Annotated in this window: 24 protein-coding genes; 12 read left to right on the top strand and 12 right to left on the bottom strand. The window is 53.8% G+C overall.

Features of this window, described 5'->3' with window-relative positions; translation table 11 throughout:
• Nucleotides 1-218 precede the first annotated feature (218 nt).
• Nucleotides 219-479 (top strand): DUF5062 family protein, encoded by a 261-nt coding sequence (locus ACF8D4_RS09110; RefSeq protein ID WP_025008966.1) that lies wholly within the window; start codon nucleotides 219-221, stop codon nucleotides 477-479.
• Between the two features lie 9 nt (nucleotides 480-488).
• Here ACF8D4_RS09110 and ACF8D4_RS09105 read toward each other — a convergent pair whose 3' ends face one another.
• Nucleotides 489-1,517 carry a GGDEF domain-containing protein gene (locus tag ACF8D4_RS09105; RefSeq protein WP_107111188.1) on the bottom strand — a complete coding sequence of 343 codons (1,029 nt, stop codon included), beginning with the start codon at nucleotides 1,515-1,517 and terminating at the stop codon, nucleotides 489-491.
• A 110-nt stretch (nucleotides 1,518-1,627) separates the two neighbouring features.
• A complete protein-coding gene (locus tag ACF8D4_RS09100) occupies nucleotides 1,628-1,768 on the bottom strand; it encodes a hypothetical protein (RefSeq protein ID WP_156018842.1) in 141 nt (46 codons plus the stop codon).
• 95 nt (nucleotides 1,769-1,863) lie between these two features.
• Here ACF8D4_RS09100 and ACF8D4_RS09095 point away from each other — a divergent pair, with 95 nt between their 5' ends.
• Nucleotides 1,864-2,745 (top strand): LysR family transcriptional regulator, encoded by an 882-nt coding sequence (locus tag ACF8D4_RS09095; protein WP_025890103.1) that lies wholly within the window; start codon nucleotides 1,864-1,866, stop codon nucleotides 2,743-2,745.
• 12 nt (nucleotides 2,746-2,757) lie between these two features.
• Here the strand turns inward: ACF8D4_RS09095 and ACF8D4_RS09090 are convergent, their stop codons facing one another.
• On the bottom strand, nucleotides 2,758-3,627 hold the full coding sequence (locus ACF8D4_RS09090; protein ID WP_392464958.1) for a universal stress protein: 870 nt from the start codon (nucleotides 3,625-3,627) through the stop codon (nucleotides 2,758-2,760).
• Between the two features lie 108 nt (nucleotides 3,628-3,735).
• On the opposite strand from ACF8D4_RS09090, the gene ACF8D4_RS09085 reads away from it, so the two are divergent.
• A complete protein-coding gene (locus ACF8D4_RS09085) occupies nucleotides 3,736-4,932 on the top strand; it encodes a cation:proton antiporter (RefSeq protein WP_044735132.1) in 1,197 nt (398 codons plus the stop codon).
• 59 nt (nucleotides 4,933-4,991) lie between these two features.
• Here the strand turns inward: ACF8D4_RS09085 and ACF8D4_RS09080 are convergent, their stop codons facing one another.
• A complete protein-coding gene (locus tag ACF8D4_RS09080) occupies nucleotides 4,992-7,229 on the bottom strand; it encodes a DPP IV N-terminal domain-containing protein (RefSeq protein WP_392464956.1) in 2,238 nt (745 codons plus the stop codon).
• A gap of 183 nt (nucleotides 7,230-7,412) precedes the next feature.
• Between ACF8D4_RS09080 and ACF8D4_RS09075 the strand changes: the two genes are divergently transcribed.
• From ACF8D4_RS09075 to ACF8D4_RS09065, 3 genes are all read left to right on the top strand, one after another.
• On the top strand, nucleotides 7,413-8,402 hold the full coding sequence (locus ACF8D4_RS09075) for a class 1 fructose-bisphosphatase (RefSeq protein ID WP_107005058.1): 990 nt from the start codon (nucleotides 7,413-7,415) through the stop codon (nucleotides 8,400-8,402).
• Nucleotides 8,403-8,609: 207 nt separating this feature from the next.
• Complete coding sequence (ppa, locus tag ACF8D4_RS09070; RefSeq protein ID WP_044735135.1) at nucleotides 8,610-9,137, top strand: inorganic diphosphatase; 528 nt, start codon at nucleotides 8,610-8,612, stop codon at nucleotides 9,135-9,137.
• A gap of 435 nt (nucleotides 9,138-9,572) precedes the next feature.
• The gene (locus tag ACF8D4_RS09065; RefSeq protein WP_101060040.1) at nucleotides 9,573-10,019 is read left to right on the top strand and encodes a hypothetical protein; all 447 of its coding nucleotides are present in this window, start codon (nucleotides 9,573-9,575) and stop codon (nucleotides 10,017-10,019) included.
• A 30-nt stretch (nucleotides 10,020-10,049) separates the two neighbouring features.
• Here the strand turns inward: ACF8D4_RS09065 and ACF8D4_RS09060 are convergent, their stop codons facing one another.
• From ACF8D4_RS09060 to ACF8D4_RS09045, 4 genes are all read right to left on the bottom strand, one after another.
• Nucleotides 10,050-11,294, bottom strand: a complete 1,245-nt coding sequence (locus ACF8D4_RS09060; protein ID WP_028779431.1) for a dicarboxylate/amino acid:cation symporter — start codon at nucleotides 11,292-11,294, stop codon at nucleotides 10,050-10,052.
• 180 nt (nucleotides 11,295-11,474) lie between these two features.
• On the bottom strand, nucleotides 11,475-11,732 hold the full coding sequence (locus ACF8D4_RS09055; RefSeq protein ID WP_392464954.1) for a hypothetical protein: 258 nt from the start codon (nucleotides 11,730-11,732) through the stop codon (nucleotides 11,475-11,477).
• Nucleotides 11,733-12,028: 296 nt separating this feature from the next.
• Nucleotides 12,029-12,718 carry an LrgB family protein gene (locus ACF8D4_RS09050; protein WP_025008959.1) on the bottom strand — a complete coding sequence of 230 codons (690 nt, stop codon included), beginning with the start codon at nucleotides 12,716-12,718 and terminating at the stop codon, nucleotides 12,029-12,031.
• 4 nt (nucleotides 12,719-12,722) lie between these two features.
• A complete protein-coding gene (locus ACF8D4_RS09045) occupies nucleotides 12,723-13,190 on the bottom strand; it encodes a CidA/LrgA family protein (protein ID WP_025008958.1) in 468 nt (155 codons plus the stop codon).
• 99 nt (nucleotides 13,191-13,289) lie between these two features.
• Here ACF8D4_RS09045 and ACF8D4_RS09040 point away from each other — a divergent pair, with 99 nt between their 5' ends.
• Both ACF8D4_RS09040 and ACF8D4_RS09035 read left to right on the top strand, forming a co-directional pair.
• On the top strand, nucleotides 13,290-14,180 hold the full coding sequence (locus tag ACF8D4_RS09040) for a LysR family transcriptional regulator (protein WP_044735137.1): 891 nt from the start codon (nucleotides 13,290-13,292) through the stop codon (nucleotides 14,178-14,180).
• A gap of 369 nt (nucleotides 14,181-14,549) precedes the next feature.
• Entirely contained in the window at nucleotides 14,550-15,755 is a 1,206-nt protein-coding gene (locus ACF8D4_RS09035) for an aromatic amino acid transport family protein (protein WP_107005061.1), read from the top strand.
• Between the two features lie 90 nt (nucleotides 15,756-15,845).
• Here ACF8D4_RS09035 and ACF8D4_RS09030 read toward each other — a convergent pair whose 3' ends face one another.
• A complete protein-coding gene (locus ACF8D4_RS09030) occupies nucleotides 15,846-16,283 on the bottom strand; it encodes a hypothetical protein (RefSeq protein ID WP_025008957.1) in 438 nt (145 codons plus the stop codon).
• A gap of 333 nt (nucleotides 16,284-16,616) precedes the next feature.
• On the opposite strand from ACF8D4_RS09030, the gene ACF8D4_RS09025 reads away from it, so the two are divergent.
• Nucleotides 16,617-17,474: a DUF72 domain-containing protein gene (locus ACF8D4_RS09025; RefSeq protein ID WP_109247860.1), complete on the top strand. Its 858-nt coding sequence runs from the start codon at nucleotides 16,617-16,619 to the stop codon at nucleotides 17,472-17,474.
• A gap of 31 nt (nucleotides 17,475-17,505) precedes the next feature.
• Nucleotides 17,506-18,672 carry an AAA family ATPase gene (locus tag ACF8D4_RS09020; protein ID WP_096140965.1) on the top strand — a complete coding sequence of 389 codons (1,167 nt, stop codon included), beginning with the start codon at nucleotides 17,506-17,508 and terminating at the stop codon, nucleotides 18,670-18,672.
• Between the two features lie 36 nt (nucleotides 18,673-18,708).
• Here ACF8D4_RS09020 and ACF8D4_RS09015 read toward each other — a convergent pair whose 3' ends face one another.
• Nucleotides 18,709-19,248, bottom strand: coding sequence for a hypothetical protein (locus ACF8D4_RS09015; protein WP_392464951.1), 540 nt, complete (start codon nucleotides 19,246-19,248; stop codon nucleotides 18,709-18,711).
• A 136-nt stretch (nucleotides 19,249-19,384) separates the two neighbouring features.
• Between ACF8D4_RS09015 and ACF8D4_RS09010 the strand changes: the two genes are divergently transcribed.
• The gene (locus ACF8D4_RS09010) at nucleotides 19,385-20,314 is read left to right on the top strand and encodes a diguanylate cyclase (RefSeq protein WP_335899712.1); all 930 of its coding nucleotides are present in this window, start codon (nucleotides 19,385-19,387) and stop codon (nucleotides 20,312-20,314) included.
• A 77-nt stretch (nucleotides 20,315-20,391) separates the two neighbouring features.
• On the opposite strand, the gene lysS is transcribed toward ACF8D4_RS09010, so the two are convergent.
• Nucleotides 20,392-21,894, bottom strand: a complete 1,503-nt coding sequence (gene lysS, locus ACF8D4_RS09005; protein WP_025008954.1) for a lysine--tRNA ligase — start codon at nucleotides 21,892-21,894, stop codon at nucleotides 20,392-20,394.
• 17 nt (nucleotides 21,895-21,911) lie between these two features.
• A protein-coding gene (prfB, locus tag ACF8D4_RS09000; protein ID WP_162173410.1) for a peptide chain release factor 2 occupies nucleotides 21,912-23,010 on the bottom strand; the annotation gives its coding sequence in 2 pieces (ribosomal slippage) (nucleotides 21,912-22,934 and nucleotides 22,936-23,010; 1,098 coding nt in all).
• A 273-nt stretch (nucleotides 23,011-23,283) separates the two neighbouring features.
• On the opposite strand from prfB, the gene ACF8D4_RS08995 reads away from it, so the two are divergent.
• On the top strand, nucleotides 23,284-24,261 hold the full coding sequence (locus tag ACF8D4_RS08995) for an ion channel (protein ID WP_392464949.1): 978 nt from the start codon (nucleotides 23,284-23,286) through the stop codon (nucleotides 24,259-24,261).
• The last annotated feature ends 176 nt before the right edge of the window (nucleotides 24,262-24,437 follow it).

Genomic DNA, 24,437 nt, shown 5'->3' with positions numbered 1-24,437 from the left:
CCTGCGCCGTACAAGCACCTTTTCAACACGCCTCAGGGAAGCTTGTTGGAAAATCCACCTTCTATCGGGAATGGTATTAATCCTTGTCGTTCCAACGACCAGCTTAAAGTATGCTCAAATAAGGTACAAGGGCACCTGAGGCTGTCGAAGGATTTTTAAGTGTAATCTCAGTCACTTTGCGTTAGCTTAGGAGCAGGCACAAGCTGGGAGCGATACAGATGAAGAAACACAAGAATGAAGCGGCTCTGTTGAAACTGGCGTTGGAGATAGGTTTGGGATACTCACTCAAGCGTGGCTTTGCCCCGCTTGGGGACAAGGTGCCGGAGAAAGAGAAAGTCGAGTGCGTCTATCGCCTCTTGGTGCAGGATAAACTGATAGGGCCATTGCCATCGGACAAGGAAGATGGCCCCAATATGAAACATAGGTTGGTAATGTGGATCAGCGGCAAGTTGCCCAAGGAGCATCCACTGCTACAGTAGCCGCAGCACTCAGGACTGCGGCGGTTCGATTCGGTTACGGCCATTGAGCTTGGCCTGATACAGGCGCTCATCGGCCTGACGATACAGCTGGCGCAGCTCAGGCTTTAGCCTGGAGCTCGGCTCTGGTGACAAGGCTATGCCAATACTGACGCTTAGGCCCTGTGCTGTGGCCAAGTCCAGGGGCAGAGACTCAGCCGCCGCTCTGACAGACTCTGCCAGCCTCTGCGCCTCGGCCATGTCCGCCACCGGCAGCAAGAGACAAAACTCTTCACCGCCGACGCGAAAAACATGCTCAGGGGATGGCACAAACTCCTGCAGTAGCCGCGCCAACTGCTGCAACACCCTGTCGCCGGCATCGTGGCCCAAATTGTCGTTAATCTGCTTGAAATGATCGACATCCACCAGCAAGAGTGCCAAACGCCCCGTCATCTGTTGCTGCAGTAGATTGAATACCGGTTCCAGATGCAAGCGGTTGTAGACAGATGTCAGTGGATCCAGCGCCGCCATCAGTTGCAAACGTTCAACCATTTCGGCCCGCTTGCTCTCAAACACATGACTCATGATCCACAAAGTAGACAGACACAGACCCACATTGATAAATAGGGAAAAATGCAGCTCCGACTCCAGCATAACCAGCCGCAGCAGCAATAGACTCATACCACCAAAGATAAATACCGCGTTGAAACCCACGCCCCAACGTTTCCCCAGCAGCAGATAAGAAAGCAGCGGAAAGATAAATAACCAGCTATAGAGAATTGAGCTCAAGCGCGCCTGCCAAATTCCCAGCAGCACGATGAAAAAGAGCAAAGACAGAAAGCATAACGACCACTCTTTCAGCCTGGAGGTTGTGGGCAAACGGTAGAGCAACAACAGACAGAAACCGGCCATGGCCAGTTCCATCAAAGACAGTAATGGCAACCCCATATACCAGTTAAAGCCACTGAACAGTACCCCGAGGCAAAAAATAGTCCATGCGCTGACTTTGAGCGCAACCCGACGGTACTCGGATTCGTCCGTCCATATCTGGCTGAGATCCACAAGCTTCCCCTTGAATTAATCAGGCAAATACTAACCCAAAGGGCCAACAGGGCAAAACAAAGGAAGGGGTATTGGCGGGATAAAAGAAACCCGGCACGGGCCGGGTAACTTTAGACTGCTTTGGCTTTTTTGTGGAACATCAGCTTCCAAAAACTCTGGGACTTGGCTTTGGCAGGCTTGGCCTTGTGTTCCTGAGTTTCAGTGGCGGTTTGCCACAGAGAGCTGACCCACAAACCTTGATAGGCTTTCATCGATTTTTCCTCTTTACTTGGGATGCTGATCAAATTAACGCCGCCATGACTATTAGTAAAATGAATTAATTCCATAGCGAGAATTCCAAATAAGCATGAACGTACCTATCAAGACCTTACACTGCTTTCTGACCCTGGTGGAAACCGGCAACTTTACCCGCGCCGCCGAGCAGCTGTACCTGACTCAGCCGACATTGAGCAAGATGATCCAACGTCTGGAGGAATCCCTGGATCAACAGCTCTTGATCCGCAGCAATCAGAAGGTAGAGCTCACTCAGGCCGGAGAGATATTCCATGCCAGCGCCTGCCAGATAATAGGCCAATGGCACAGAATGGAGCAGGACTTGAGTAACTTGAGTGGCCTCAAATCCGGCCACCTGCGCCTCGGGGTCTGCCCCATGATGAGCAGCCTGACCATAGATCTGTTGACCGAGTTTCGCCGCACCTATCCGGCGGTCGAGTTGCAGATGCATGAATACGGTGGTTTTGGTTGCGAGCAGGCACTGCTGGCCGACACTCTGGACATCGCCTTCACGGCGCTGCCGGCCACCCATGGAGAGCAGCTATCTTCATCGCCGCTGCAGGGTTATCCGCTGAAGGTCTGCCTGCCGGTAGGTCACCCACTGACCAGCAAGCAGGCGATAGAATGGCGGGATCTGGCCGAGTATCCTTTCATTCTCTACAACGAGGACTTCTCACTGGCAAAATTATTGACCCGCCTGAGCCGCGAGGCCGGGGTCACGTTGAATATCGCTTTTCGCAGTGGTCAATGGGACTTCCTCGGCGCCATGGTACAGGCCGGAATGGGGCTGGCGCTGCTGCCGGAGCCCATCTGCGACAAGCTCGGCGAGCAAACCCTCAGCTATCGGCCCATGGCGAGTGAAATCACCTGGCAGCTAGGGCTGATTTGGCGCAACAACCTACCCTTGACCCCGGCCGCCGAGGCCTTGGTTGCCCTCAGCCAAAAGGGCTTGTGAGCAGGCAAGCTATCAGCTTGTCTGTTCCTCATCGGTTGGGATCACCAGCACATTGCTGCGCACGCGCCGCAAGATCTGCTCGGCGGTATTGCCTATCACCCGCCCCATCAAGCCCTGGCGCTGACGAGCACCTATCACCAGATAGTCGCTCTTGAGCCTGCAGGACAACTGATACAGACAAAGATCCGGATCGCCGGCAATGATATGGATCTGCTCTTTGGGAAGCCCGGTCTGGTCCAGCATGGCCTGATGCTTACGCCAGGCCGACTTGACCATTTCATGCAGGTTGAGCACCTCAAGATCGCGGATCACCTTGGGTACCCGGATGATATGCGCCAGATGCAACTTGGCACCGCTGGCCTCGGCCAACTGGCGGCCATGTTGCAACACCAGTTGGTTGAGGCGCTGTTTTTGCTGGCTTCTGGCATCGAGATCCACCGCCATCATAATACTTGACGCCTTCTTGATCGGATTGTCGCTGAGCAGCATCAAGGGCACCTTGGTACTGCGAATAAGATGCCAGTCGGTCGGCAGAAAGTGCTCGCTCTGGTGAACAGTCTTGACCACCATATCAAAACCATAGCGGCCGGCATGGTTGCTGACATGCTCGTAGAGATACTTGCTCCAGATGATATGCAGCGGTACATCTTCGGCATCCAACTCCTTGAGATGAGCCGACACCTCGGCTTGCTTCTCCTTCATCAGCCGCTGCTGGGCGGCCCCGGCAAGCCGTGGGCTATAATAATCATCACCGGAAAAATATTCGTAGCAATAAGCAAATACCTGTGGTTGCTTACCAAGTAGTTCCGCTACTTCCAGTCCCTTGGCAATCGCATCAGTGTTAGCCTCTTCATGTTGTTCGATGATAAAAAGCTTACCCATTTGTTTTCTCCGGATTTTTCTGGTAATCGGCTATTTTTTAGACTCTAATCTGATGCAGAATAAACCATACTGATCCCGATCAACAATTGCACCTATGGGGGATACTCAATGTCGATAGATAGCCTGTTGATCGCCTTGTTCCTGATCTTGCTGTTCTCCCGGGTGCTGGGAGAGTGCTGTAACCGTATCGGTTGGCCGCCGGTGGTGGGGGAAATAGGTGCAGGCTTGTTGCTGGGTCCCTCTGTGCTCGGCTGGCTGGAACCGACCCAGGTGCTGGCTAATATCGCCGAGCTCGGGGTGATACTGCTGCTGTTTTCCATCGGCGCCGAAACCTCGATAAAACGCCTCTACAGCGCCGGGCGCCAGGTGGCAGCGGTGGCCATTATCGGCATAGTGGTGCCGCTGCTGCTCACCGGCCTGGCCGCCTTTTACTGGCTGGAGCTGTCGCTGTTTGCCGCCCTCTTCTACGGCTGTACCCTGACGGCTACCAGCATAGGCATCTCCCTCAGGGTGCTAAGCGACAGTGGCCAGCAACAATCCAGTGCCGGTCATTTGATTCTGGGAGCGGCGGTATTCGACGATATTGCCGGGGTAATACTGCTCAGTTTGCTGTTCAACTTTGCCAGTGAAGGCCAGTTGGCACCGCTGGCAATTATCAAACTCTGTGGCTTACTGCTGCTGTTTCTGCTGCTGGCGCCGCCTCTTGGCAGAATGCTGGTCTATCTGCTGCGGGTATTCAGCTACCAGTCCCAGACACCCGGCTATGAAGCCGTGGTTATGCTGACACTGATCTGCCTGTTTGCCTGGCTGGCACACCTTTTCGGCGCTCCGGCACTGCTCGGCGGTTTTGCCGCCGGTTTGGCGCTATCAAGGCAGTTTATCTGGCCCTGGCAGAAGTATCTGCAAAACCCCTTTCCCTTTACCCACAAGCTGGAAAAATCGATGCAACCGCTGACCGATGTGTTCGCGCCTGTGTTCTTTGTCTATGTGGGGATAAGCCTCGACTTGAGCCAGTTGAACCTCAGCCCCTACAGCCTGTTACTCTTGCTGGCGATGATACTGCTGGCATTTATCGGCAAGCTGGCCGCCGGTTTGGTGGTTAGCGGCACTTGGCGGCAAAAGCTGATAGTCGGCAGTGCCATGGTGCCCAGAGGTGAAGTCGGTTTGGTCTTTGCAGAAGTGGGGCGGCAGTTGGATATCATTCCGGCCAAGGTATTTACCGAATTGGTGTTGGTAATAGCCATCACCACCCTGCTCGGCCCCTTGTTGCTCAGACGCCTGTTGCCCAAGGAGGGCGAAGCATAAAAAGCCGCGCCATATGAGGCGCGGCATTTTCAGCTACCAGATAACTTCAGCTTACCGGCTCAGTTGCCTTTCAACTCTGTCTCCAGGAAGTCGGTCAGCGAGCGGTACAGATGGGTGCGCACCTTATCGCCCCGCATCGAGTGCTTGGAGCCAGGGTAATCTATCATGCGGAACAACTTGCCTTCATCCTGCAGCGCCTTGTATACCCGGGTACTGTTCTCGAACAATACATTGTCATCGGCCATGCCGTGATACATCAGCAAGCCTGAACGATACTCGCTCACATAGGGGAAGACACTGCTGGCCTCGTAGCCCCGGGCGTTGTCGTCAGGATGGCCGAGGTAGCGCTCGGTGTAGTGGGTGTCGTACAGGGCCCAGTCGGTTACAGGAGCGCCACTGATGGCCGCCTTGAAGTAGTCGGGCGCCTTGAACAGGCTCATCAGCGCCATATAGCCGCCATAGCTGTGGCCATAGATGGCAATGCTGTCGGCCTTGACCCAGGGAAGGGTGCGCAGGAAATCGACACCTGTCTTCTGATCTTCCACTTCGGCCTCACCAAGATGGCGGTAGATTACCTGCTCGAAGGCCGAGCCTCTATGCGCCGAGCCCCGGTTATCCAGTTGGAACACGGCAAAGCCCTGCTGCAACAGATATTGGGTGTAGTAATCCTGCTCACTCCAGCTATTGACCACCAACTGGGCGTGAGGCCCACCGTAAACCCGCACCACCACGGGGTATTTAGCCTGACTATCGAAATTCACCGGCTTGAACAGGCGGTATTGCAGCGCCTTGCCATCTTTGGCCTTGAGGGTGCCAAACTCCGGCAACTGCCACAGCCCAGCATAGTCATACAGAGGGTGTCCGGCCTTGACGGCGTTCTCTTCCACCCAAGCCAGATGCTCACCGCTTTGGTTGTGCAGACTCACCTGGGGAGGCTGCGACAGACTGTTGAAATAGTCGAGGTAAACAGATTCCTTGTCGGCAAACACGGCATTGTGCATGCCGCCACGCCGGCTGATCCGTTCTATCTCACCGCCATTGAGGCTGACCCGATACAGATGGCGCTCGACCACACTGTCTTTACGGCCACTGAAATAAACCCAGCCCTGCTTTTCATCTAGGTGTTCTATCTCATCGACCGCCCATTTTCCCCGGGTCAGTTGCCGTTTGACCTTGCCCTTGTCATCAAACAGGTAGATATGGTTGAAGCCATCACGCTCGGATGCCCAGATAAAGCCGGGCTGCTGCTTGAGAAAATAGAGGTCGTGGTTGAGGTTAACCCAGGCATCGCTGCGCTCGGAAACCAGAGTCACGGCGCCTTTGCCCTCGCGGCTGTCTACCTGGCGCAGATCCAACTGCTGCTGACTGCGATTCTGCCACTGGAACGACAAGTGCTTGCTGTCCGGCAGCCATTTCACCCGCGGCAGATAGATATCTTTCTCACTGCCGAGATCCATCCATTGGGTCTGCCCAGACGCCAGCGACACTACCCCCAGGGCAATCTCGACATTGGGCTTGCCGGCATAGGGATAACGTTGCTCGGTCAGCTTGATGCCATCGGCATAGATCTCATTGCGGGTCACCAGCTCCACGCCCGATTCATCGATGCGGGTATAGGCGATGGCCGATTCATCCGGTGCCCACCAGTAGCCTGTCATACGGTCCATCTCTTCCTGAGCCACAAACTCGGCCATGGCGTTCTTGATGGCCCCGCCGCCATCCTGGGTCAGCGCCGTGAGCTTATGGTCTTTCAGCTGGAGTACATAGAGGTTTTGTTCGGCTACAAAGGAGACAAAATTGCCCTTGGGCGACAGTTTGGCATCTGTGGCAAAGGCATCCCCTGTCGGCAGCATAGTCACCTTAGCATCGGCCAGGCTGAAGTAATAGAGCTTGCCGGCCGCCGGGATCAGCAGTGCCTGACTGTCGTCGGCCCAGAAGTATTCCATGATCCCCTGGCCATACACTCGCTGCCGCTCGCGGCGGGCCTTCTCTTCATCGGAAAGTTCACCGGCTTCGAGCCTGGAGGCGTCCAGCAGCAAACTGACCTGGCCTGTGGCGACATCCATCTGCCAAAGATCGTAGAAATACTGATTGTCTTTACGGCCCGCCAGGTAAGTAACCCGCTTGCCGTCGGGAGACAGTTTCAGCCCTCGGGGGCTGGCACCGGCCAATGCCGGTGAAGAATAGAGACGCTCAACCGTCAAAGGGGTTTTGCCACCCTCCAGAGCGAAAGACTGGCCGGAGGCCAGTGTCAAAGGTATTGCCATAAGCGCCGAAGCCATCCAAGTTTTTTTCATTATTATTTCCGGAATTGTAGGATACAGGGGCTTTGGCATCCGGCCACAGCCCAAAAAACAGCCCTCATTCTGCCCCAATTGACAAGGGATCGGCAAACCCGTGCAATTGGCCGCTGAAATATCGCCGGTTCTCGGTTATGATCCTGTCCCAGAAAAAGCTCAGACCTCTTTTAAGGAAACAAGATGCAGACTCTGGCCCAAACCCTCAAACAGCAGGCTGTCAGCCCAGCCTTGTCCCAATTGCTCCTCACTCTGGCCCAAAGCTCAGTCGCCATCAGTCAAGCGGTAAGACACGGCGCACTGGCCGGTGTACTGGGCGCCACCACCCAGGAAAACGTTCAGGGTGAAACCCAAAAGAAACTGGATGTGATCACCAACGAAATGCTCAAAGATGCCCTCAAGGCCGAAAGCACAGTGCGCGCCCTGGCATCGGAAGAGGAAGATCATATTGTTGAAGTCGGTGACAGCGGTGAATTTCTGGTGTGTTTCGACCCACTGGATGGCTCTTCCAACATAGACATCAACTCACTGGTGGGCACTATTTTTTCTGTACTGCCGGCACCCGAGGGGGAGATCAGCGAGCAGAGTTTCCTGCAAAAAGGCAGCGAGCAACTGGCGGCTGCCTATGTGCTCTATGGCCCATCGACCATGCTGGCCCTGACCACAGGCCAAGGGGTACAACTCTTTACCCTGAACCCGGACAGCGGCGAGTATCTGTTGACCAATGAAGCAGTGAACATTCCCAAAGACACCGCCGAGTTCGCCATCAATATGTCCAACCAGAGATTCTGGGAAGCGCCGATGCAGACCTATATTGCCGATCTGCTGCTCGGCAAAATAGGCCCGAGAGAGAAGTCGTTCAACATGCGCTGGATTGCCGCCATGGTGGGCGATGTGCACAGAGTATTGAGCCGCGGCGGCATCTTTACCTACCCAACTGACAACAAGAACCCGGATAAGCCCTACAAGCTGAGACTGATGTACGAAGCCAACCCTATGGCACTGCTGGTTGAACAGGCCGGCGGCAAGGCCAGCACAGGTTATCAGCGCATTCTCGACATCCTACCGGAGCAAATTCACCAGCGGGTAGCTGTCATCCTGGGCTCGGCCAATGAAGTCGATGCCTGCCTCGAGTACCATCAGCAGGATTACAGCGGCGAGCCTGAACTCTAAACGCCGCTTGGGGCTGCCGGGGTCGGCAGCCCTGAACTGACGGTACAATTCAAGGCCTGAGACAGATAGCCTGGGATGAACTGTTGGCAATTAGTCTTAAGACTGCGGCCTTTCATTGGCAAGCCGTCAAATCGCGCTATAATACGCGCCACACTGAACTTCAGGCCGGACCTGAAATAGATTTATACACAGTCTAAGGATACTTCCATGAGCTTAAATGCAGTGCCTGCGGGCAAATCCCTGCCAGATGACATCTACGTGATCATCGAAATCCCACAAAACCACGACCCTATCAAGTATGAAGTGGACAAGGACACAGGTGCCTTGTTTGTGGATCGCATGATGACTGCGCCTATGTTCTATCCTTGCAACTACGGCTATGTGAACCAAACTCTGAGCCTGGATGGTGATCCGGTAGACGTGCTGGTTCCTACTCAGTACCCACTGCAGCCAGGCAGCGTTATCCGTTGCCGTCCAGTTGGCGTACTGAAAATGACCGACGAGTCAGGTGAAGATGCCAAGATTGTTGCCGTACCACACGAGAAGATCTCCAAGGAATACGGTCATATCCAGGATGTGAACGATCTGCCTGAGCTGCTGAAAGCCCAGATCAAACAGTTTTTCGAACACTACAAGGATCTGGAATCCGGCAAGTGGGTTAAAGTTGATGGCTGGGAAAATGCCGAAGCTGCCCGCGCCGAAATCCTGTCAAGCGCCGAGCGTTACAAAGGCTAAGTGGCCCTGTAACCCGAGGGTAAGCATAAAAGCCAGCCAACAGCTGGCTTTTTTATTGGCATTTCACAGCTTCAAGTGCATGGGTTTAAGTGCATAGGTTTAAGTTGGTTACCAGGAAAAATCCCCCGCATATCAAGGCTCGCTGCTCCCGAGTCATCAGCCCTATTCCATCCAGCTTTGGCCCAATTGATGGCCATTAGTGAAAACCGTCTCTCAGGGCCAAACTTCCAGGCCACAGGCAATGAGTTTCAAACAGGATAAATAGACAAAAGCCATATACAGTAAGGCATGTAAACCTAAAGTCATACAAATGAGAAGTTACCAGCAAACGAAACAATAATAATTACCCAAAAAACAACCTCTGCTATAAAATCGCCAAGCTTTTGACAAAAGCACTTAATTTGACGCCGTTAGTTAACCTTTCCAAGAGACACTATGAATAAGTTGCTGCTGTCTGCACCTCTGCTAAGCGCGTTGGCTTTGATGGCATTTCATTGCCGAGGTGATGTAGAACATTTCCACCAGATATCCTTCCATCAGGATGCGACTCAACTGCAGATACAGTGCTCAGTGCAACAACCCCAGCCGAGATTGATAGTGAGGGTGCCTCAGTCTTATGCCTATAGTCAGGATCCCAGTGTCTTGGTGTTAAGAACCGCCGATGGTGAGATCCTGCAACTGGCCAGCGTGAGCTCGTTGACAACACTCACCACCCAGGCCAGCGCCGATGAAGATCTCTGGGCCGAACTGACCTCGCTTCACAGTGAGCCAATTTCGCTTGAAGTTATCTCGTTTCGCTCCGGTGGCTCTTTCTCATCGGCTATCCAGATGAGCGATTTCCAAACCAGTCTGGCACAGCTCAAATCCAGCTGTCAGCCATAAAAGAATCCGGCCAGTGGCCGGATTCTTTTATCAGGCGTTAACCGCCTCTGTCTGATGCACCTTCTCGGTTTGGTCCACTATGGTAAGCACTGCAGCGTCGCCCACCACATTGCAGGAAGTCAGCACCATATCTATGATTCTGTCCAGCGCCGCTACTATCGCAAAAGCTTCCACGGGTAAGCCCAGTTGATGGATTAATACACCTATCATCACCATACCGCCGCCGGGAACCCCGCCGGCGCCCACCGACAGCAGAAAAATACTGAATATCAGAGTAGGCAACTGCTCACTGGAGATAGGCTGGCCAAAGGCGTTGGCGACAAAGAAGATGGCGATAGTGATATAAATCGACACGCCGCCCATATTCATGGTGGCACCCAGAGGCACGCCAAACCCTGCCACTGCTTTGTTAACCCCGAGCTTTTCGGTCAAGGTTCGCATGGTCACCGGGATGGTGGCATTGGAGCTGGCAGTCGACAGAGAGAAAAGGATCTGCTCTTGGGTCTTGGCACGGAAACTCTTGGCACTGACCGGAGTGAACACAGCCACAGCCAGAGGATAAACAATGAAAATCCACAGCAGCAGCATGGTTAGAATAATCGCCATATAACCCAGCACACTGAGAAAGACTTTGGCTTCCAGGGTGGCACCCAGTTTGAACATCAGCGCAAACACACCAAATGGCGCCAACTGCATCACAGTCATAATGAGCTTCATCATGATCCTATTGGCGACCTGAAAGCCTCTGACAGCTGAGCTGCCGGCTTCATCCAGCGACTTGATAACTCCGCCCAGCAGCAGCGCCATAAAGATCACCTGCAACATGTTGCCCGACATAAAGGCATCGACAGGATTGCTTGGCACTATGCCGACAATCAGGCTCATCAAATTGGGCAGTTCAGTCGCGGTAATGGCCACATCCGTGCCACCACTCATATCAACCCCGACACCGGGCTGCAGCAATAGTGACACACACACCGCCGCCAAGATGGCGACCAGAGTATTGATGATATAGAAGCTGAAAGTCTTGCCGCCCAAGCGGCCGAAGCTCTTGAGATCCTGCAACTCGCAGACACCACAGACTATGCTGACAAACACCAGCGGCATCACCAGCATCATGATCATATTGACAAACATGGTGCCTGCCGCGGTGGCTACCTCGACCAGGGTACCGGAAAAGAAGCCGATATGGCCCAGCCCATATTGCACCACAGAGCCCAACAACAGGCCGCTGAACAGACCCATAAAGATCCGTCCGGAAAGAGATTTGAGTATCGCCATTGTACGTTCCAATTCGGCATCGTTCCTGATGCACAACTGTCTTCCCTGTTCGCTCTGGGAAGGGATAGTGAAACATGCTACTCAAAAATTCAATGACAAAATGATCAACACTCGCCTCGGCAACATGCAATAACTGTCAAGCAAAGTGACTAATATATTGTTTCTAAACAACATTTAATCAACCAAAATAAATTCACCCAAAAATGGCGCGTTTACAAAAGCACAAATCAGAAACAAACAGCAAACAAATTCAAAATACTTGACAGTGAATAACTCCAAAAAATCATATAGAGAAGTATTAAAAACCAATAAATATGGATTTAGCAGTGAGCCAATTAGCCAAACCGCTATTTTACTGCAGATCCTGCTTGTTAATTTCGCCATCAAACCGGCATTTCCTGCCTGCACAGCTTCAAACACAAAAGCAGCCACAGAGCAAACCACTCATAAAAATACGAGATAAACAGCGAAGGAGGAAACCACAAATACGGGACAGGGGAAGCATAAATGCGCTATCGGAAAAGATAGTCATCTAGCTAAAAAATGGACAAAAAAAAAGCCGGTGGGGCGCACCGGCAAATCAAGCAACATATTACCTGAGAGGCTCAGGAAAAACGCCTGACGATGCAGGCGGTCACCACAAGAAAAGGCCATCGGGTGATGGATAGACTCAAAAACGGCAGTAACCCTTGTGGCCAGGTCACCTACTTGAATCAAATTCGGTTAAATCAAACAAAAATCAACGCAAATAAAGGCGCGCCGAGCACCATGGCAATGCCGGTAAAGATCATCGTCAAGCTGGCAATCACGCCTTCCTGCTGACCAAACTCACTAGCTTTGGCGGCGCCGGCCCCATGGGCAGAAGCACCGAGTGCCACCCCTTTCCCAAGAGATGTTTTTATCCTCGCCAACTTAAACAGCGGCTCACACACCAGCATGCCTATCACGCCGGTGAGCAACACCAACATGGCGGTTAACTCCGGCACGCCACCGAAGGCACCAGTGGCCTCCATGGCAAATGGAGTCGACACAGAGCGTACCAGTACGCTGTGGCTCAGTTCACTGGGCAGAGGCACCAACTTGACCAACAGCCAGGATGACACCAGGCCCAACATGAGTCCGGCCATAACCCCAAGGCTAATGGTGATCGGATAACGGCGGATTAACTTGCGCTCGCGGTAAATAGGTACAGCGAAAGCTATGGTCGCCGGAGCCAGTAATGCCATCAGCCAATGGGTGTACTCAAAATAGGTCGGCAGAGGGATCGCCAACAGCAGCACCACGGCCAGCACGGCCAAAGGCGCCAAAAATATCGGTGCCAACCACCAGCTACGATGCCTGCGATATAAAGCCTTGGCGCCGTAATAACAGATAAGAGTGATCAGCAGACTCAAGAGAGCAAGCAAGGTATGAGACATAGAGTTACCCTTGCACTCCATGTTTGGCCAGTTGGCGTTTCAAATTGAGGCGCCGCTCGAAGCGAAACACCCTATCCACCACGAAACCGGTTCCCAGCAATACCGAAGCGCTGCCAAGCACCAGGGTCAGCATAATATTGAAACCATACTCCTCCAGCAGGGTTTCATACTTGAGTACTGAAATCACGGGTGGAATAAAAAACAGCAAGAGATCGCCAATCAACCAGGCCGCTCCCAGTTGCAACGCCTTTTCCGGTATAAGCTTGAGCCCGAGCGCCAACAACACTACCAGCATCCCAAGCACACTGCCGGGAATGGGAGAATGCAAAGCGGCGGCCAAGGCATGAGTGGCCCATGCCAGCAAACAGATAGCCGCAATTTGCAGCAAGGTCGCGCTTATGTGTTTGCCTTGGAGCCAAATGACTTTGGCCACTCTGTGAGGAGAAGCCGGGCGTTTGCTGAGGGAGTGCATATCTTTACCGAATAACTTAACTGGGGTTTATTCTAGGCTTGCAATATCAATAGAAAAAATGAATATTAAGCATAGTTTGCATTCCATAAGGTTATTCAATTGGATCTGAAAGTTGTTCGCTACTTTATTGAGATAGTGGATGCCGGCGGATTTGCCAAAGCGGCGGAAAAGATCCACCTGACCCAACCTGCGCTGTCCAAGTCTATTCGCCAGTTGGAACAGGATCTGGATCTTGTGCTCTTGGAAAGGGGCAAACGCGGCAGCCAGTTACGTCCCACAGCAGCCGGAGAGGTCGTCTACCGTCACGGCCAGGAACTATTGAATGTACGTCGCAACATGCTCAGAGAGCTGGCGGCACAGCGCAGTCTCAACTCGGGTGAACTGCATCTAGGACTGGCCCCCCTCGGCAGTGCCGAACTCTTTGCTCCTGTCATCGCCCGCTTTCGCAGCCGCTATCCCAAGGTGCAGATGCATCTCTTGGTTCGCGGCGGCGTAGAGCAAACCGCGGCCCTCAAGAAGGGGGAAATCGAGCTGGCAACCGGGATCATCTCCTTTGAGGATGAGTTTGATGGCATCAGGATCCGCCGCGACCCAATGGTGGTGGTATTGCCAAGACAACATCCTTTGGCCAATAGCCAAGAGCTGACCCTCAAGGCATTGGCAGATATTCCACAGATACTGTTCGAACCCGAATATGCCCTGCATGAGCTGGTGATAAATGCCTGTCAGAGAGCCGGCTTCAGCCCCAAAGATGTGACTCGGGTAAGTCATCCCGACTTTGGTATCGCCCTGGTGGCAGCAGGCACAGGTGCCATGATACTGCCAAGCTTTATTGCCGAGCGCCACGCGGTGGCCGGGGTGATCAGTATTCCTCTGGCCGCCTCAGATCTGATCTGGGAGCTGTCGCTGTTCTGGCGCCGGGGGCAACCACTGTCTTTTGCCGCCCAGGCCATGGTCGAGCTGGTCAGACAACGGCTGGCGCTGAGCTGAAATCCCGACGCTTCAAGCGCTGCAGCCGAGTTAATTTTCGCCAACCGAGTCACAGTGTACCGTTACAACAGTACAAACTCATTGACACCCTCTTTTCGCGCCGCTAAGGTGAATCACACTTTTCCGGGCCCAATGGGCCCGGGGTTCATTTACACAACCCGAGGTTCGCAATGCGGCCAATACACAAGCTTTATCTCTATCCCAAGCCACAGTGGCTTTGATGGGGATAATGACCTGAACTTCCCTCTCCTGTGAGCCATTGTGGCTTTGTTGTCAGGTTTCGTTACCGGTTATCCGGCTCTCTTGGGGCCCCCTCAAACCAAAACCCTGGGGATCCAGTACGAAAATGCTTGTTGAGAAAGTAATAAAATGAAGAACAACAAAACCTTCGGTAGCATGCTGATCATTGCAGGCACCACGATAGGCGCCGGGATGCTGGCACTGCCGCTGGCTTCTGCCGGCCTGGGTTTCGGGGTCGCCTCGATACTGATGCTACTACTCTGGGGATTGATGAGCTACACAGCGCTGTTAATGCTGGAAGTGCATCAACACGCCCCGGCTCATGCCACTCTGCACACCTTGGCGCACAAGTTGCTCGGCCGTAAGGGGCAGTTGCTGGCCAGCCTGGCGATGATGTTCCTGCTGTACGCCCTGTGCGCCGCCTATATTGCCGGTGGTGGTGCCCAGCTCAACGATAAATTGGTTCGCTATGCAGATTTAACACTTCCCCCCCAGGTGGGTGCCATTGGCTTTGCCCTGCTAATAGCCCTGGTGGTCGCCATAGGCACTCATTCGGTCGATATGATTAACCGGGTGTTATTTGCCTTGAAGATTATTGCCCTGGTCATCATGTTGGCGCTGCTGTTGCCCCACGCCCAAGGCGGATACCTGCTGGAGCTGCCATTGCAGCAAGGTTTGGTCATCTCTGCCCTGCCGGTAATCTTCACCTCTTTTGGGTTTCACGGCTCTATCCCCTCTGTGGTGCGCTATGTGGGGCTGGATATCAAGGCGCTGAAGAAGATCATGATTGTCGGCTCGGCCCTGCCGCTGCTGGTTTACCTGCTTTGGCAACTGGCCAGTCAGGGCGCCTTGAGCCAGAGTGAATTGATGGCCTCCAAGGAGCTCCCCAAATTCATCAATGGCTTGGGGCAACTGCTGCATAACCCCATGATAGGCCAGACTGTATCCATATTTGCCGACCTGGCACTGGCCACCTCCTTCCTGGGTGTCAGCCTGGGGCTATTTGATTTTATGGGCGATATTCTGCGCCGCAACGACAGTGCCGGCCACAGGCTGCAAACGGCGGCCATCACCTTCCTGCCTCCGCTGGGATTTGCCCTCTTCTACCCTCAGGGATTTATGGCCGCCCTGGGCTATGCCTCGATAGCTTTGGTGATACTGGCAGTATTCCTGCCCGTCGCCATGGTCTGGAAGCAAAGGAGCCAGCCAATATCCGAGGGCAGCTACCGGGTTGGCGGCGGTAAAGCGGCACTCATGCTGGCAGCGCTGTGCGGGGTAGTGATTATTCTCAGCCAACTGCTGCAAATGGCCGGGATACTGACCAAGGTAGGCTAACAAGGGATTGTATGGAGTCGGCAAACTGGCCGCCGTCCATACTTAAAGTAAAACGCAGCTCTCGGGCTGCGTTTTACTTTGGTTCATCCTTCAGTTTATCGGTTCCAACGATACTCTGAAGCGACTGGCTGACAGCTGAGAAAAAACCAGGTCAAACCCTTCCGGGATCTCTTGCTCACTGATGACGACTCGCTGATCCAGCTGCTGTTCCAGGGCCTGTTGGCGCCGCTGCTGCCTTTGCTGCATTGCGCTCCTGCCACTGATAAAACTGGCACCGCCAAGCAAGACTCCAACCAGCGCCAGCAGATTAGCCACCATGGGATTGCCTATTTGCAGCGCACTAGCGTCATCCAGCAGCCACCAGAGAATGGAGGCACTCAGCAGTAATACCCCAAAGGCCAACCTGGCTATCGCGCTCGGCGCATTGTCTATCGGCAATACCAATTGGATATCGGCGGGTAAGTCTGCAAGGGTTACTGTCTGGGGTAACGGCTCATCCTGCGCTGAGGCACTCTGGGGATCGGGCATAAATCATCCTTAATTTGAATGGAATGGGCTGAAACACGCGGGTCGGCTTCAACCCAATTTAACGACATCTTGTCCTTATGTCTGTGGTTACTGCCGTTCACAACGACCGGTTCATTATACGCAAGCATCAAGAAGCGCCGCAAACTCAATGTGTTATCAATTTGAACTCTGCTGGAAATCTGTGCATTTTGTGGCGGCAATAGCGCCTGCTGTACTCACTTGGCAAACTTGACCCCGATAGTGACGGCAGACACAATAGCGCCGGAGACTCATTTGACGGAGCACGTGGTGAGCGGTCAGCAACAGATACCAGAGCTGAAATTGGGACTGGCCATGTGGTCCCATAACCAGTGGCAGCAAAGCCTTTATGGAAAAGGGACGCCTCAAGCCGAGCGTCTGGCGCGCTACGCCGAGGTTTTCAATACGGTGGAGGGCAACACCAGCTTTTATGCCACCCCGTCAGCAAACAGCGTCAGTAACTGGCGCGATGCCGTGGGTGAGGACTTTCGCTTTACCTTTAAACTGCCACAGGAGATCACTCACAAGTTGCAACTGAGGCACTGTGACGATGAACTCAAGCAGTTTCTGCAGGTGATGTCGCCACTGTTTGCCAAGACAGGTCTGTGGAAGATTCAGTTGCCCGGCTATTTTGGCCCAGAAGCCCTTGGGTCACTGGACGCCTTTCTTGGCAAACTGCCAACCGAGTTGCCTCTCGGGGTTGAGGTGCGCCACCCGGCCTTCTTTGCCAAAGGGGAAGCCGAGCGTCGACTCAACCGCTTGCTGCTGCAGCGCTCGGTCAACCGCATCATAATGGACACCCGACCGGTATTTGCCGCACCGCCAAACAGTGCCGCCGTCATCGACGCCCATGAAAAGAAACCCAAAGTACCGGTACATGCCATAGCCACCGGCCGCTATCCCACAGTGCGCTTTATCGGCCACCCTGAGCTTGAGGCCAATCAGGGCTTCTTCAAGCCTTGGCTGGACAAGCTATGCCAATGGCTGGAAGAGGAGCGCCAACCCTATCTGTTCATCCACACCCCGGATAATGCCCAGGCACCTGAGCTGGCCATAAGCCTGCAGCGTCTACTGAGCGCTCGCTGGCAAGCCAAACACGGCCAACCTCTTCAGGCGTTTCAGCTAGCTGAACAGGCTGACTCCCAAAACCAACAGCTGGGTCTGGCACTGTGACCGGCACAAGCTATTTCTCCGCGAGGTCCTTATGCTGAGTTGTCTGGCGATAGAAAACTACCGTTCGTTACGTGAAGTGGTGTTGCCGCTGGAGCGCCTGAACCTGGTGACAGGCAGCAACGGGAGCGGCAAGTCCAATCTCTACAAGGCGTTGAGACTGCTGGCGCAAACGGCTGATGGTGGCGTGGTCAAGGCGTTGGCAAAAGAAGGCGGCCTGGAGTCCAGTTTCTGGGCCGGTCCGGAAAAGTTCAGTCGCGATATGTTGGCAGGTACGGCCAATATAGAAGGAACCGTGCGCCACCAGAGCAAACGCCTTAAATTGGGTTTTGCCGCCGATGACTTCAGCTATCTCATTGAACTTGGACTCCCCAAACCTGACTCTACGACGCTATTTGGCCTGGATCCCCAAATCAAACGCGAAGCCATCTGGTGCGGCTCCCTCTATCGGCCTGCCTCTGTGTTGGTTGAGCGCCGCGGTGCCCTGGTGAAAAGACGCGGGGAGCATGGCTGGCAACTACTGGACAACCATCTCCATCTCGGCGACAGCATGCTCAGCCAACTGGCCGATCCTGAACGCAGCCCAGAGATCCTCACCCTTAGGGACAGAATTCGAGCCTGGCGTTTCTACGATCATTTCCGCAGCGATCAACAAGCACCGGCCCGCCGAGCGCAACTGGCGACCCTGACCCCAGTGCTGCACCATGATGGTCGCGATCTGGTATCGGCGATTCAAACTATTTTCGAGATAGGTGATGCCGACGCCTTCCATCATGCGATCAAAGATGCCTTTCCCGGTGCCACTATCAGCATAGTGGCCACGGGTGCCGGCATGCTGCAACTGGCATTTCACCAACAAGGCCTGCTAAGACCCCTGTCGCTGAGTGAATTGTCCGACGGTACCTTAAGGTACTTACTGTTGGTGGCTGCTTTACTGACTCCCAGACCACCGGAATTAATGGTGCTTAACGAGCCCGAAACCAGCCTGCATCCCGATCTCTTGCCCGCGCTGGCGCGTTTAATCATCAAGGCCTCTTCTGTGTGTCAGCTCTGGATAGTGTCACACGCTGCAAGATTAATCCATGCGCTGGAAACCCAGGGAGACTGCAACACATTGCAGCTGGATAAACAGCTGGGGGCCACTTGTGTCCAGGGGCAAGATTTGCTCTCAACTCCGCCGTGGCGCTGGCACAATAATTAGCCCGCGATTGCGGGCTAAGGTGAGTAACTCGAATCCTTACTTCCTGGCACCGATCGGGATCATTATGTGGGCATAGGGCGTGCCCTTCCACATCACATAGGGCCCACCTTGAGCCGGGTCGGTCGGCAAACTGTCGAGCATGGCAGCATCCGGCACCAGAATCATCAGGTGCGGCCCTTCGACTATCCATTGATTATCCGCGGTTTCCATTTCGGCATAAGGGTCGATATTGCTGGCCCCACCATCACCGGCCAGCATGTAGGAAATTCCTATCGCTTTGGCTTGAAATGGTTTTTTCTCCATCCAGGCGTGTGCCCATTCCATCCAGGGACCATCCATACACATGGGAGCCGTTCCCTTAAGCTGTGGCGGAGTTGGAAAGCAGGTGTAGCTGCCATCACCTTGTTGCAGCACATTCTTGTTCCAATCAACAACGGTAACACTGGCACGTATGGTGGGCGGAGCGGCACTCAGGGCGTCATCCAACATCATCTGCTGTGCTTCAGTGAGTGCGGCATGGGTGGCACTGGCGAAGGAAGACAGGGTCAAAGTCAAAATTAGAGCTGAAGTTTTCATCAAATCAGCCTCCAGGTTGAACTCGGATACAACAACACCGAGATCTCCAGTATAGTTTCTGCAGAAAAAATCGATTTTGCCCCGTAAATTCAATATATTGGACTAAGATAAAACCAAAACCCCATGAGGAGACAAAATGTTTTCTCTGTCCCAGACCTTATCTATCTTCGCCGCTTTACCGGATCCCGTGTTTATTCTGACCCGCAGTGGCCGTTATGCCGCGGTACTGGGAGGTGCCGACAGTCGCTACTATCACGACGGCACAGCCTTGATAGGACAATACATCTCCCAGGTCATCCAGCAGCCCAAGTGCGAATGGTTTCTGAGCCAGATAGCGCAAGCCTTGCTGAGCCGCCGTCTCTGGGTGGTGGAATACAGCCTTGGCGGCAACGACGTCAAGGGACTCACAGAGCAAGGCCCCGCAGAGCCCATCTGGTTTGAAGGTCGGGTACAGGCGCTGGATTTTCAAATAGAGGGTGAAGATGCCGTGGTCTGGGTCGCCAGCAATATTACCCGCCGCCATCATTTGGAGCTGGAACTCAGGGAAAGATGCGAGCGCGATCCGCTTACCCGACTTTACAACCGCCGTAAATTGCTCAAATTGCTGACAGAAAACCTAACCCTGTTTCAGCGTTACCGAACCCCGACCAGCATATTGATCTTCGATCTCGACAACCTCAAGAAACTCAACGACAGCTCTGGCCATCTGATGGGCGACAAGGCGATAGTCACCCTGGGAAAGGTCTGCCTGGCCAGCCTCAGAACTCAGGATATCGCCTCCCGTTACGGCGGCGATGAATTTGTCATTCTTATGCCCCACACTGCTGCCGAGCAGGCATTGCCCATAGCCGAGCGCCTACGAAGCGAGTGTGCCCGGCGCCTCAGAGCCTTGGGGATTGCCGCTGAATGCGCCAGTATCAGCGGCGGCCTCAGCGAGTTTCAATGCAGTGATACCAGTATAGATGCCGTGGTTTCCAGGGCCGATGGCGCCCTTTACCAAGCCAAAGCACAGGGTCGCAACCGGATTGTGCTGGCCAAGGGGCCAGAGTGCACTGAATCGCCCTAAAAAACACGGGCAAACAAAAAGCCGGCACTTGGCCGGCTTCTTCATTGCATAGACTCGTCTAATTCGAGCGACTGAACTTAAGCCTGTGGGCGCATGGCCGGGAACAGGATCACGTCACGAATGGTGTGAGTGTTGGTAAACAACATCACCAGACGGTCGATACCTATGCCCTGACCGGCTGTCGGTGGCAGGCCGTGCTCCAGCGCCGTAATATAGTCGGCATCATAGAACATGGCTTCGTCGTCACCGGCATCCTTGGCTTCAACCTGAGCCTTGAAGCGGTTGTCCTGATCTTCGGCGTCATTGAGCTCGCTGAAACCGTTGGCCACTTCACGACCACCGATGAAGAACTCGAAGCGGTCAGTGATAAAGTCGTTGTCATCGTTGCGACGGGCCAGTGGCGAAATGTCAGCTGGGTAGCCGGTGATAAAGGTAGGCTGCATCAGTTTAGGCTCGGCGGTTTCACCGAAGATCTCTTCCAGCAGTTGACCACAGGTCCAGAAAGATTCGATTTCCAGTCCTACATCCTTGGCCAGCTTACGCATAAACTCAAGATCCTTGACCTCTTCATAGGTCATGGCCTGAATAGTGGCGTTGTCTGGGTTGTAATGCTGAATCGCTTCCAGCATGCTCATGCGGGCGTAAGGGCCGCCGAAGTCGATGCTGTGCTCGCCGTAAGGCAGCTTGGTGTCACCCAGCAGATCCTGAGCGATGGAAGACAGCATCTCTTCGGTAAGATCCATCAGATCGCGGTAATCTGCATAGGCCATATAGAATTCCATCATGGTGAATTCAGGGTTATGGCGTGGCGACAGACCTTCGTTACGGAAGTTACGGTTGATTTCGAACACTCGCTCAAAACCACCGACAACCAGACGCTTGAGGTACAGCTCAGGCGCAATACGCAGATACATGTCGATATCCAGCGCATTGTGGTGAGTGATAAATGGACGCGCAGAAGCACCACCCGGGATGACATGCATCATAGGGGTTTCCACTTCCATAAACTCTTTTTTCACCATGAAGTTACGTATGGCGGCAACCACTTTGGAGCGCATTACGAAGGCGTCACGGGAATCCTGGTTGACGATTAGGTCAACATAACGCTGACGGTAACGGGTTTCCTGATCGGTCAAACCGTGGAACTTCTCAGGCAGTGGGCGCAGCGCCTTGGTCAGCAGCTGATACTCTTCCATATTAACGTACAGGTCGCCCTTACCGGACAGGTGCAGAGTGCCTTTTACACCAACTATGTCGCCGATATCCAGGCCCTGATAGCGTTCTTTCAGATCAGCCTGTACTTCTTTGCCGGCATAGGCCTGAATGCGGCCGGATACGTCCTGCAGAACCAGGAAGGGGCCGCGTTTGGCCATGATCCGACCGGCAATGGCGGTCTTGAAGCCCAGAGACTCGAGCTCTTCTTTGCTCTTATCGGCGAACTGCGCCTGCAGCTCGGCAGCCTTGTGGCTGCGACGGAAAGTGTTAGGGTGACCATTGGCCGGGCAGCCCTGGCGTACATGTTCCAGCTTGGCGCGACGTTCCGCGATCAGCTTGTTCTCATCCAATACTTGTTCAGTCATTTTCCGCTTCTTCTCTGTTACAGCCCGGACTTCAGGCTGGCTTCAATAAATCTGTCCAGATCACCGTCCAACACGGCCTGGGTATTACGGGTTTCCACCCCGGTGCGCAGATCCTTGATGCGGGAATCATCCAGCACGTAGGAGCGGATCTGACTGCCCCAGCCGATATCCGACTTGGCATCTTCCGCCGCCTGCTTCTCGGCGTTCTGCTTTTGCATCTCCAACTCAAACAGCTTGGCTTTCAGCTGTTTCATTGCCGTGTCTTTGTTCTTGTGCTGTGAACGGTCGTTCTGGCACTGCACCACGGTATTGGTCGGAAGGTGGGTAATACGCACCGCAGATTCGGTTCTGTTAACGTGCTGACCACCGGCACCCGAGGCGCGGTACACGTCGATACGCAGATCGGCCGGATTGATGTCGATCTCGATGGAGTCGTCAATCTCAGGGTAAACAAACACAGAACAGAATGAAGTATGGCGACGGCCACCCGAGTCAAAGGGCGACTTACGTACCAGACGATGCACGCCGGTTTCGGTTCTCAGCCAGCCATAGGCATATTCACCGCTGAACTTGATGGTGGCACTCTTGATACCGGCCACATCGCCGTCTGAGACTTCGATAAGTTCAGGGTTGAAGTCATGTTCTTCACCCCAGCGCAGATACATGCGCAGCACCATGTTGGCCCAGTCCTGTGCTTCGGTACCGCCGGAACCGGACTGAATGTCCAGATAGCAGTCGGAAGCGTCCTGTGGACCCGAGAACATACGGCGGAATTCCAGCTCTTCCAGGCGCTTTTCCAGATCGCCCAGTTCACTGTTGGCATCATTGAAGGTTTCTTCATCTTCCTCTTCAATGGCCAGCTCCAGCAGCCCCTCGACATCTTCGAGGCCCGCATCCATATCGTCTATGGTCTTAACCACAACTTCCAGCGCCGAGCGCTCTTTACCCAGGGCCTGAGCACGCTCTGGCTCATTCCATACTTCGGAGCTTTCCAGCTCGCGGCTTACTTCTTCCAGACGCTCTTTCTTGGCGTCATAGTCAAAGATACCCCCTAAGGAGCATTGTGCGGTCGGCAAGCTCCTTGATTTTGTTTTTTACCGGATTGACTTCAAACATGCGATTTCAACTTTCTTTGGTGTTAAGGACGTATGCAAACGAGGGATTTTAACCCAAGCAGCCGCTGAAACCTATGCCACTGCGGGCAGAAGCTTGTTTTTTTTTTCGTCGGCGCCGTATTCCGCGTCTGTTCCGATAAAGCATCTGACACACTCTAGCCAATTCCGCGGTGAAAAAACTGTGACAAAAAATCAAATATGCCAACTCAATCAGTAAATAAACCAGACGAGCATGCCGATCAGCAGCTTTCAATGACAGGCTATACTTGCAACCATGGAGCAGAAAAATTGCTGTTATCAGGAAGACGAGGGCTTTTGCTGTGAGGAACCGGCCGGTGAGTCAGGCCTCTGTTACTGGCACGACCCGAGAATCGTCAAAAACCACCCCGAAGACAGGGCCAGGCTCGAAGCCTTCGCCCGCGGCGGCGGCATGCTCAGAGGCATCTGCCTCAAGGGTGCTGAACTGGCCGGTATCGATCTGGTAAAACATCACTCCAAAACCGGCTATGACATGAGCTATGCCGAGCTGTATCGGGCCAACCTTCAAGGCGCCCACATGTTCAATCTGACTCTGGATAACGCCAGCCTGATGAAGGCCGACCTGCGTGACGCCAACCTGCACTGCGCCAAGCTCAACAACTGCAATCTGCTGGGAGCCAAATGGAATGGTGCCCGTATCGAGAATATCTACACTGGCAAACTATTGCGTCAGGAACGCATGGCGCTGCAGGCAGAAAGAGTCGGTGAACGTGAAATCGCCCACGACTACTTTGAACAGGCCGAAGAGATCTACCGGGATCTGCGCAAGGCGGCCGAGCGTGAAGGCCTGTTTGCCATGGCCGGCCTCTACATTCGCCGCGAGCTCACCATGCGGCGCCATCTGCTACCCAAATGGAGCGGCAGAAGGATGTTATCCAAGTTGATTGATCTCTTCTGCGGTTATGGCGAAGACCCGCTCAGGGTGGTGATTTTCTCGCTGGCTTTGGTGTTTGTCTGTGCCTTCATCTACTGTTTTACCGGCGTCAGTTATGATGGCCGAATCCATCAGTTTGCCCCGGGCCGCGCCATCACAGACTATCTGTCACTGTTCGGCAACTGCCTGTATTACTCAGTGGTAACCTTCACAACCCTGGGATACGGCGACTTCACCCCTGTGGTTTTTTCCCGCGCCGTGGCCGCCATTGAAGCCTTCACCGGCAGTTTCACCATAGCCCTGTTTGTGGTGGTGTTTGTCAAGAAGATGACCCGCTGAGCCAGATCACACTGGCTAAAATCCATTTTTCAGATGAGTGCACAGAGTCGATAGGCTTTGTGAATTCCCCGGCAAAAGCCTGCTCCAGCTCAATGAAGCAAACCCCGCGATCGATATACTGCATGGTTATCAGCTTAATTAGTCCCTACTTCACCGCCATCAAGGTGAGCAAATAA

The organism is Shewanella sp. YQ_9 (genome assembly GCF_043103185.1).
Taxonomy (GTDB): domain Bacteria; phylum Pseudomonadota; class Gammaproteobacteria; order Enterobacterales; family Shewanellaceae; genus Shewanella; species Shewanella algae.
The sequence above is the reverse complement of the archived record's forward strand: the minus strand, read 5'-3'. Positions and strand labels throughout refer to the sequence as shown.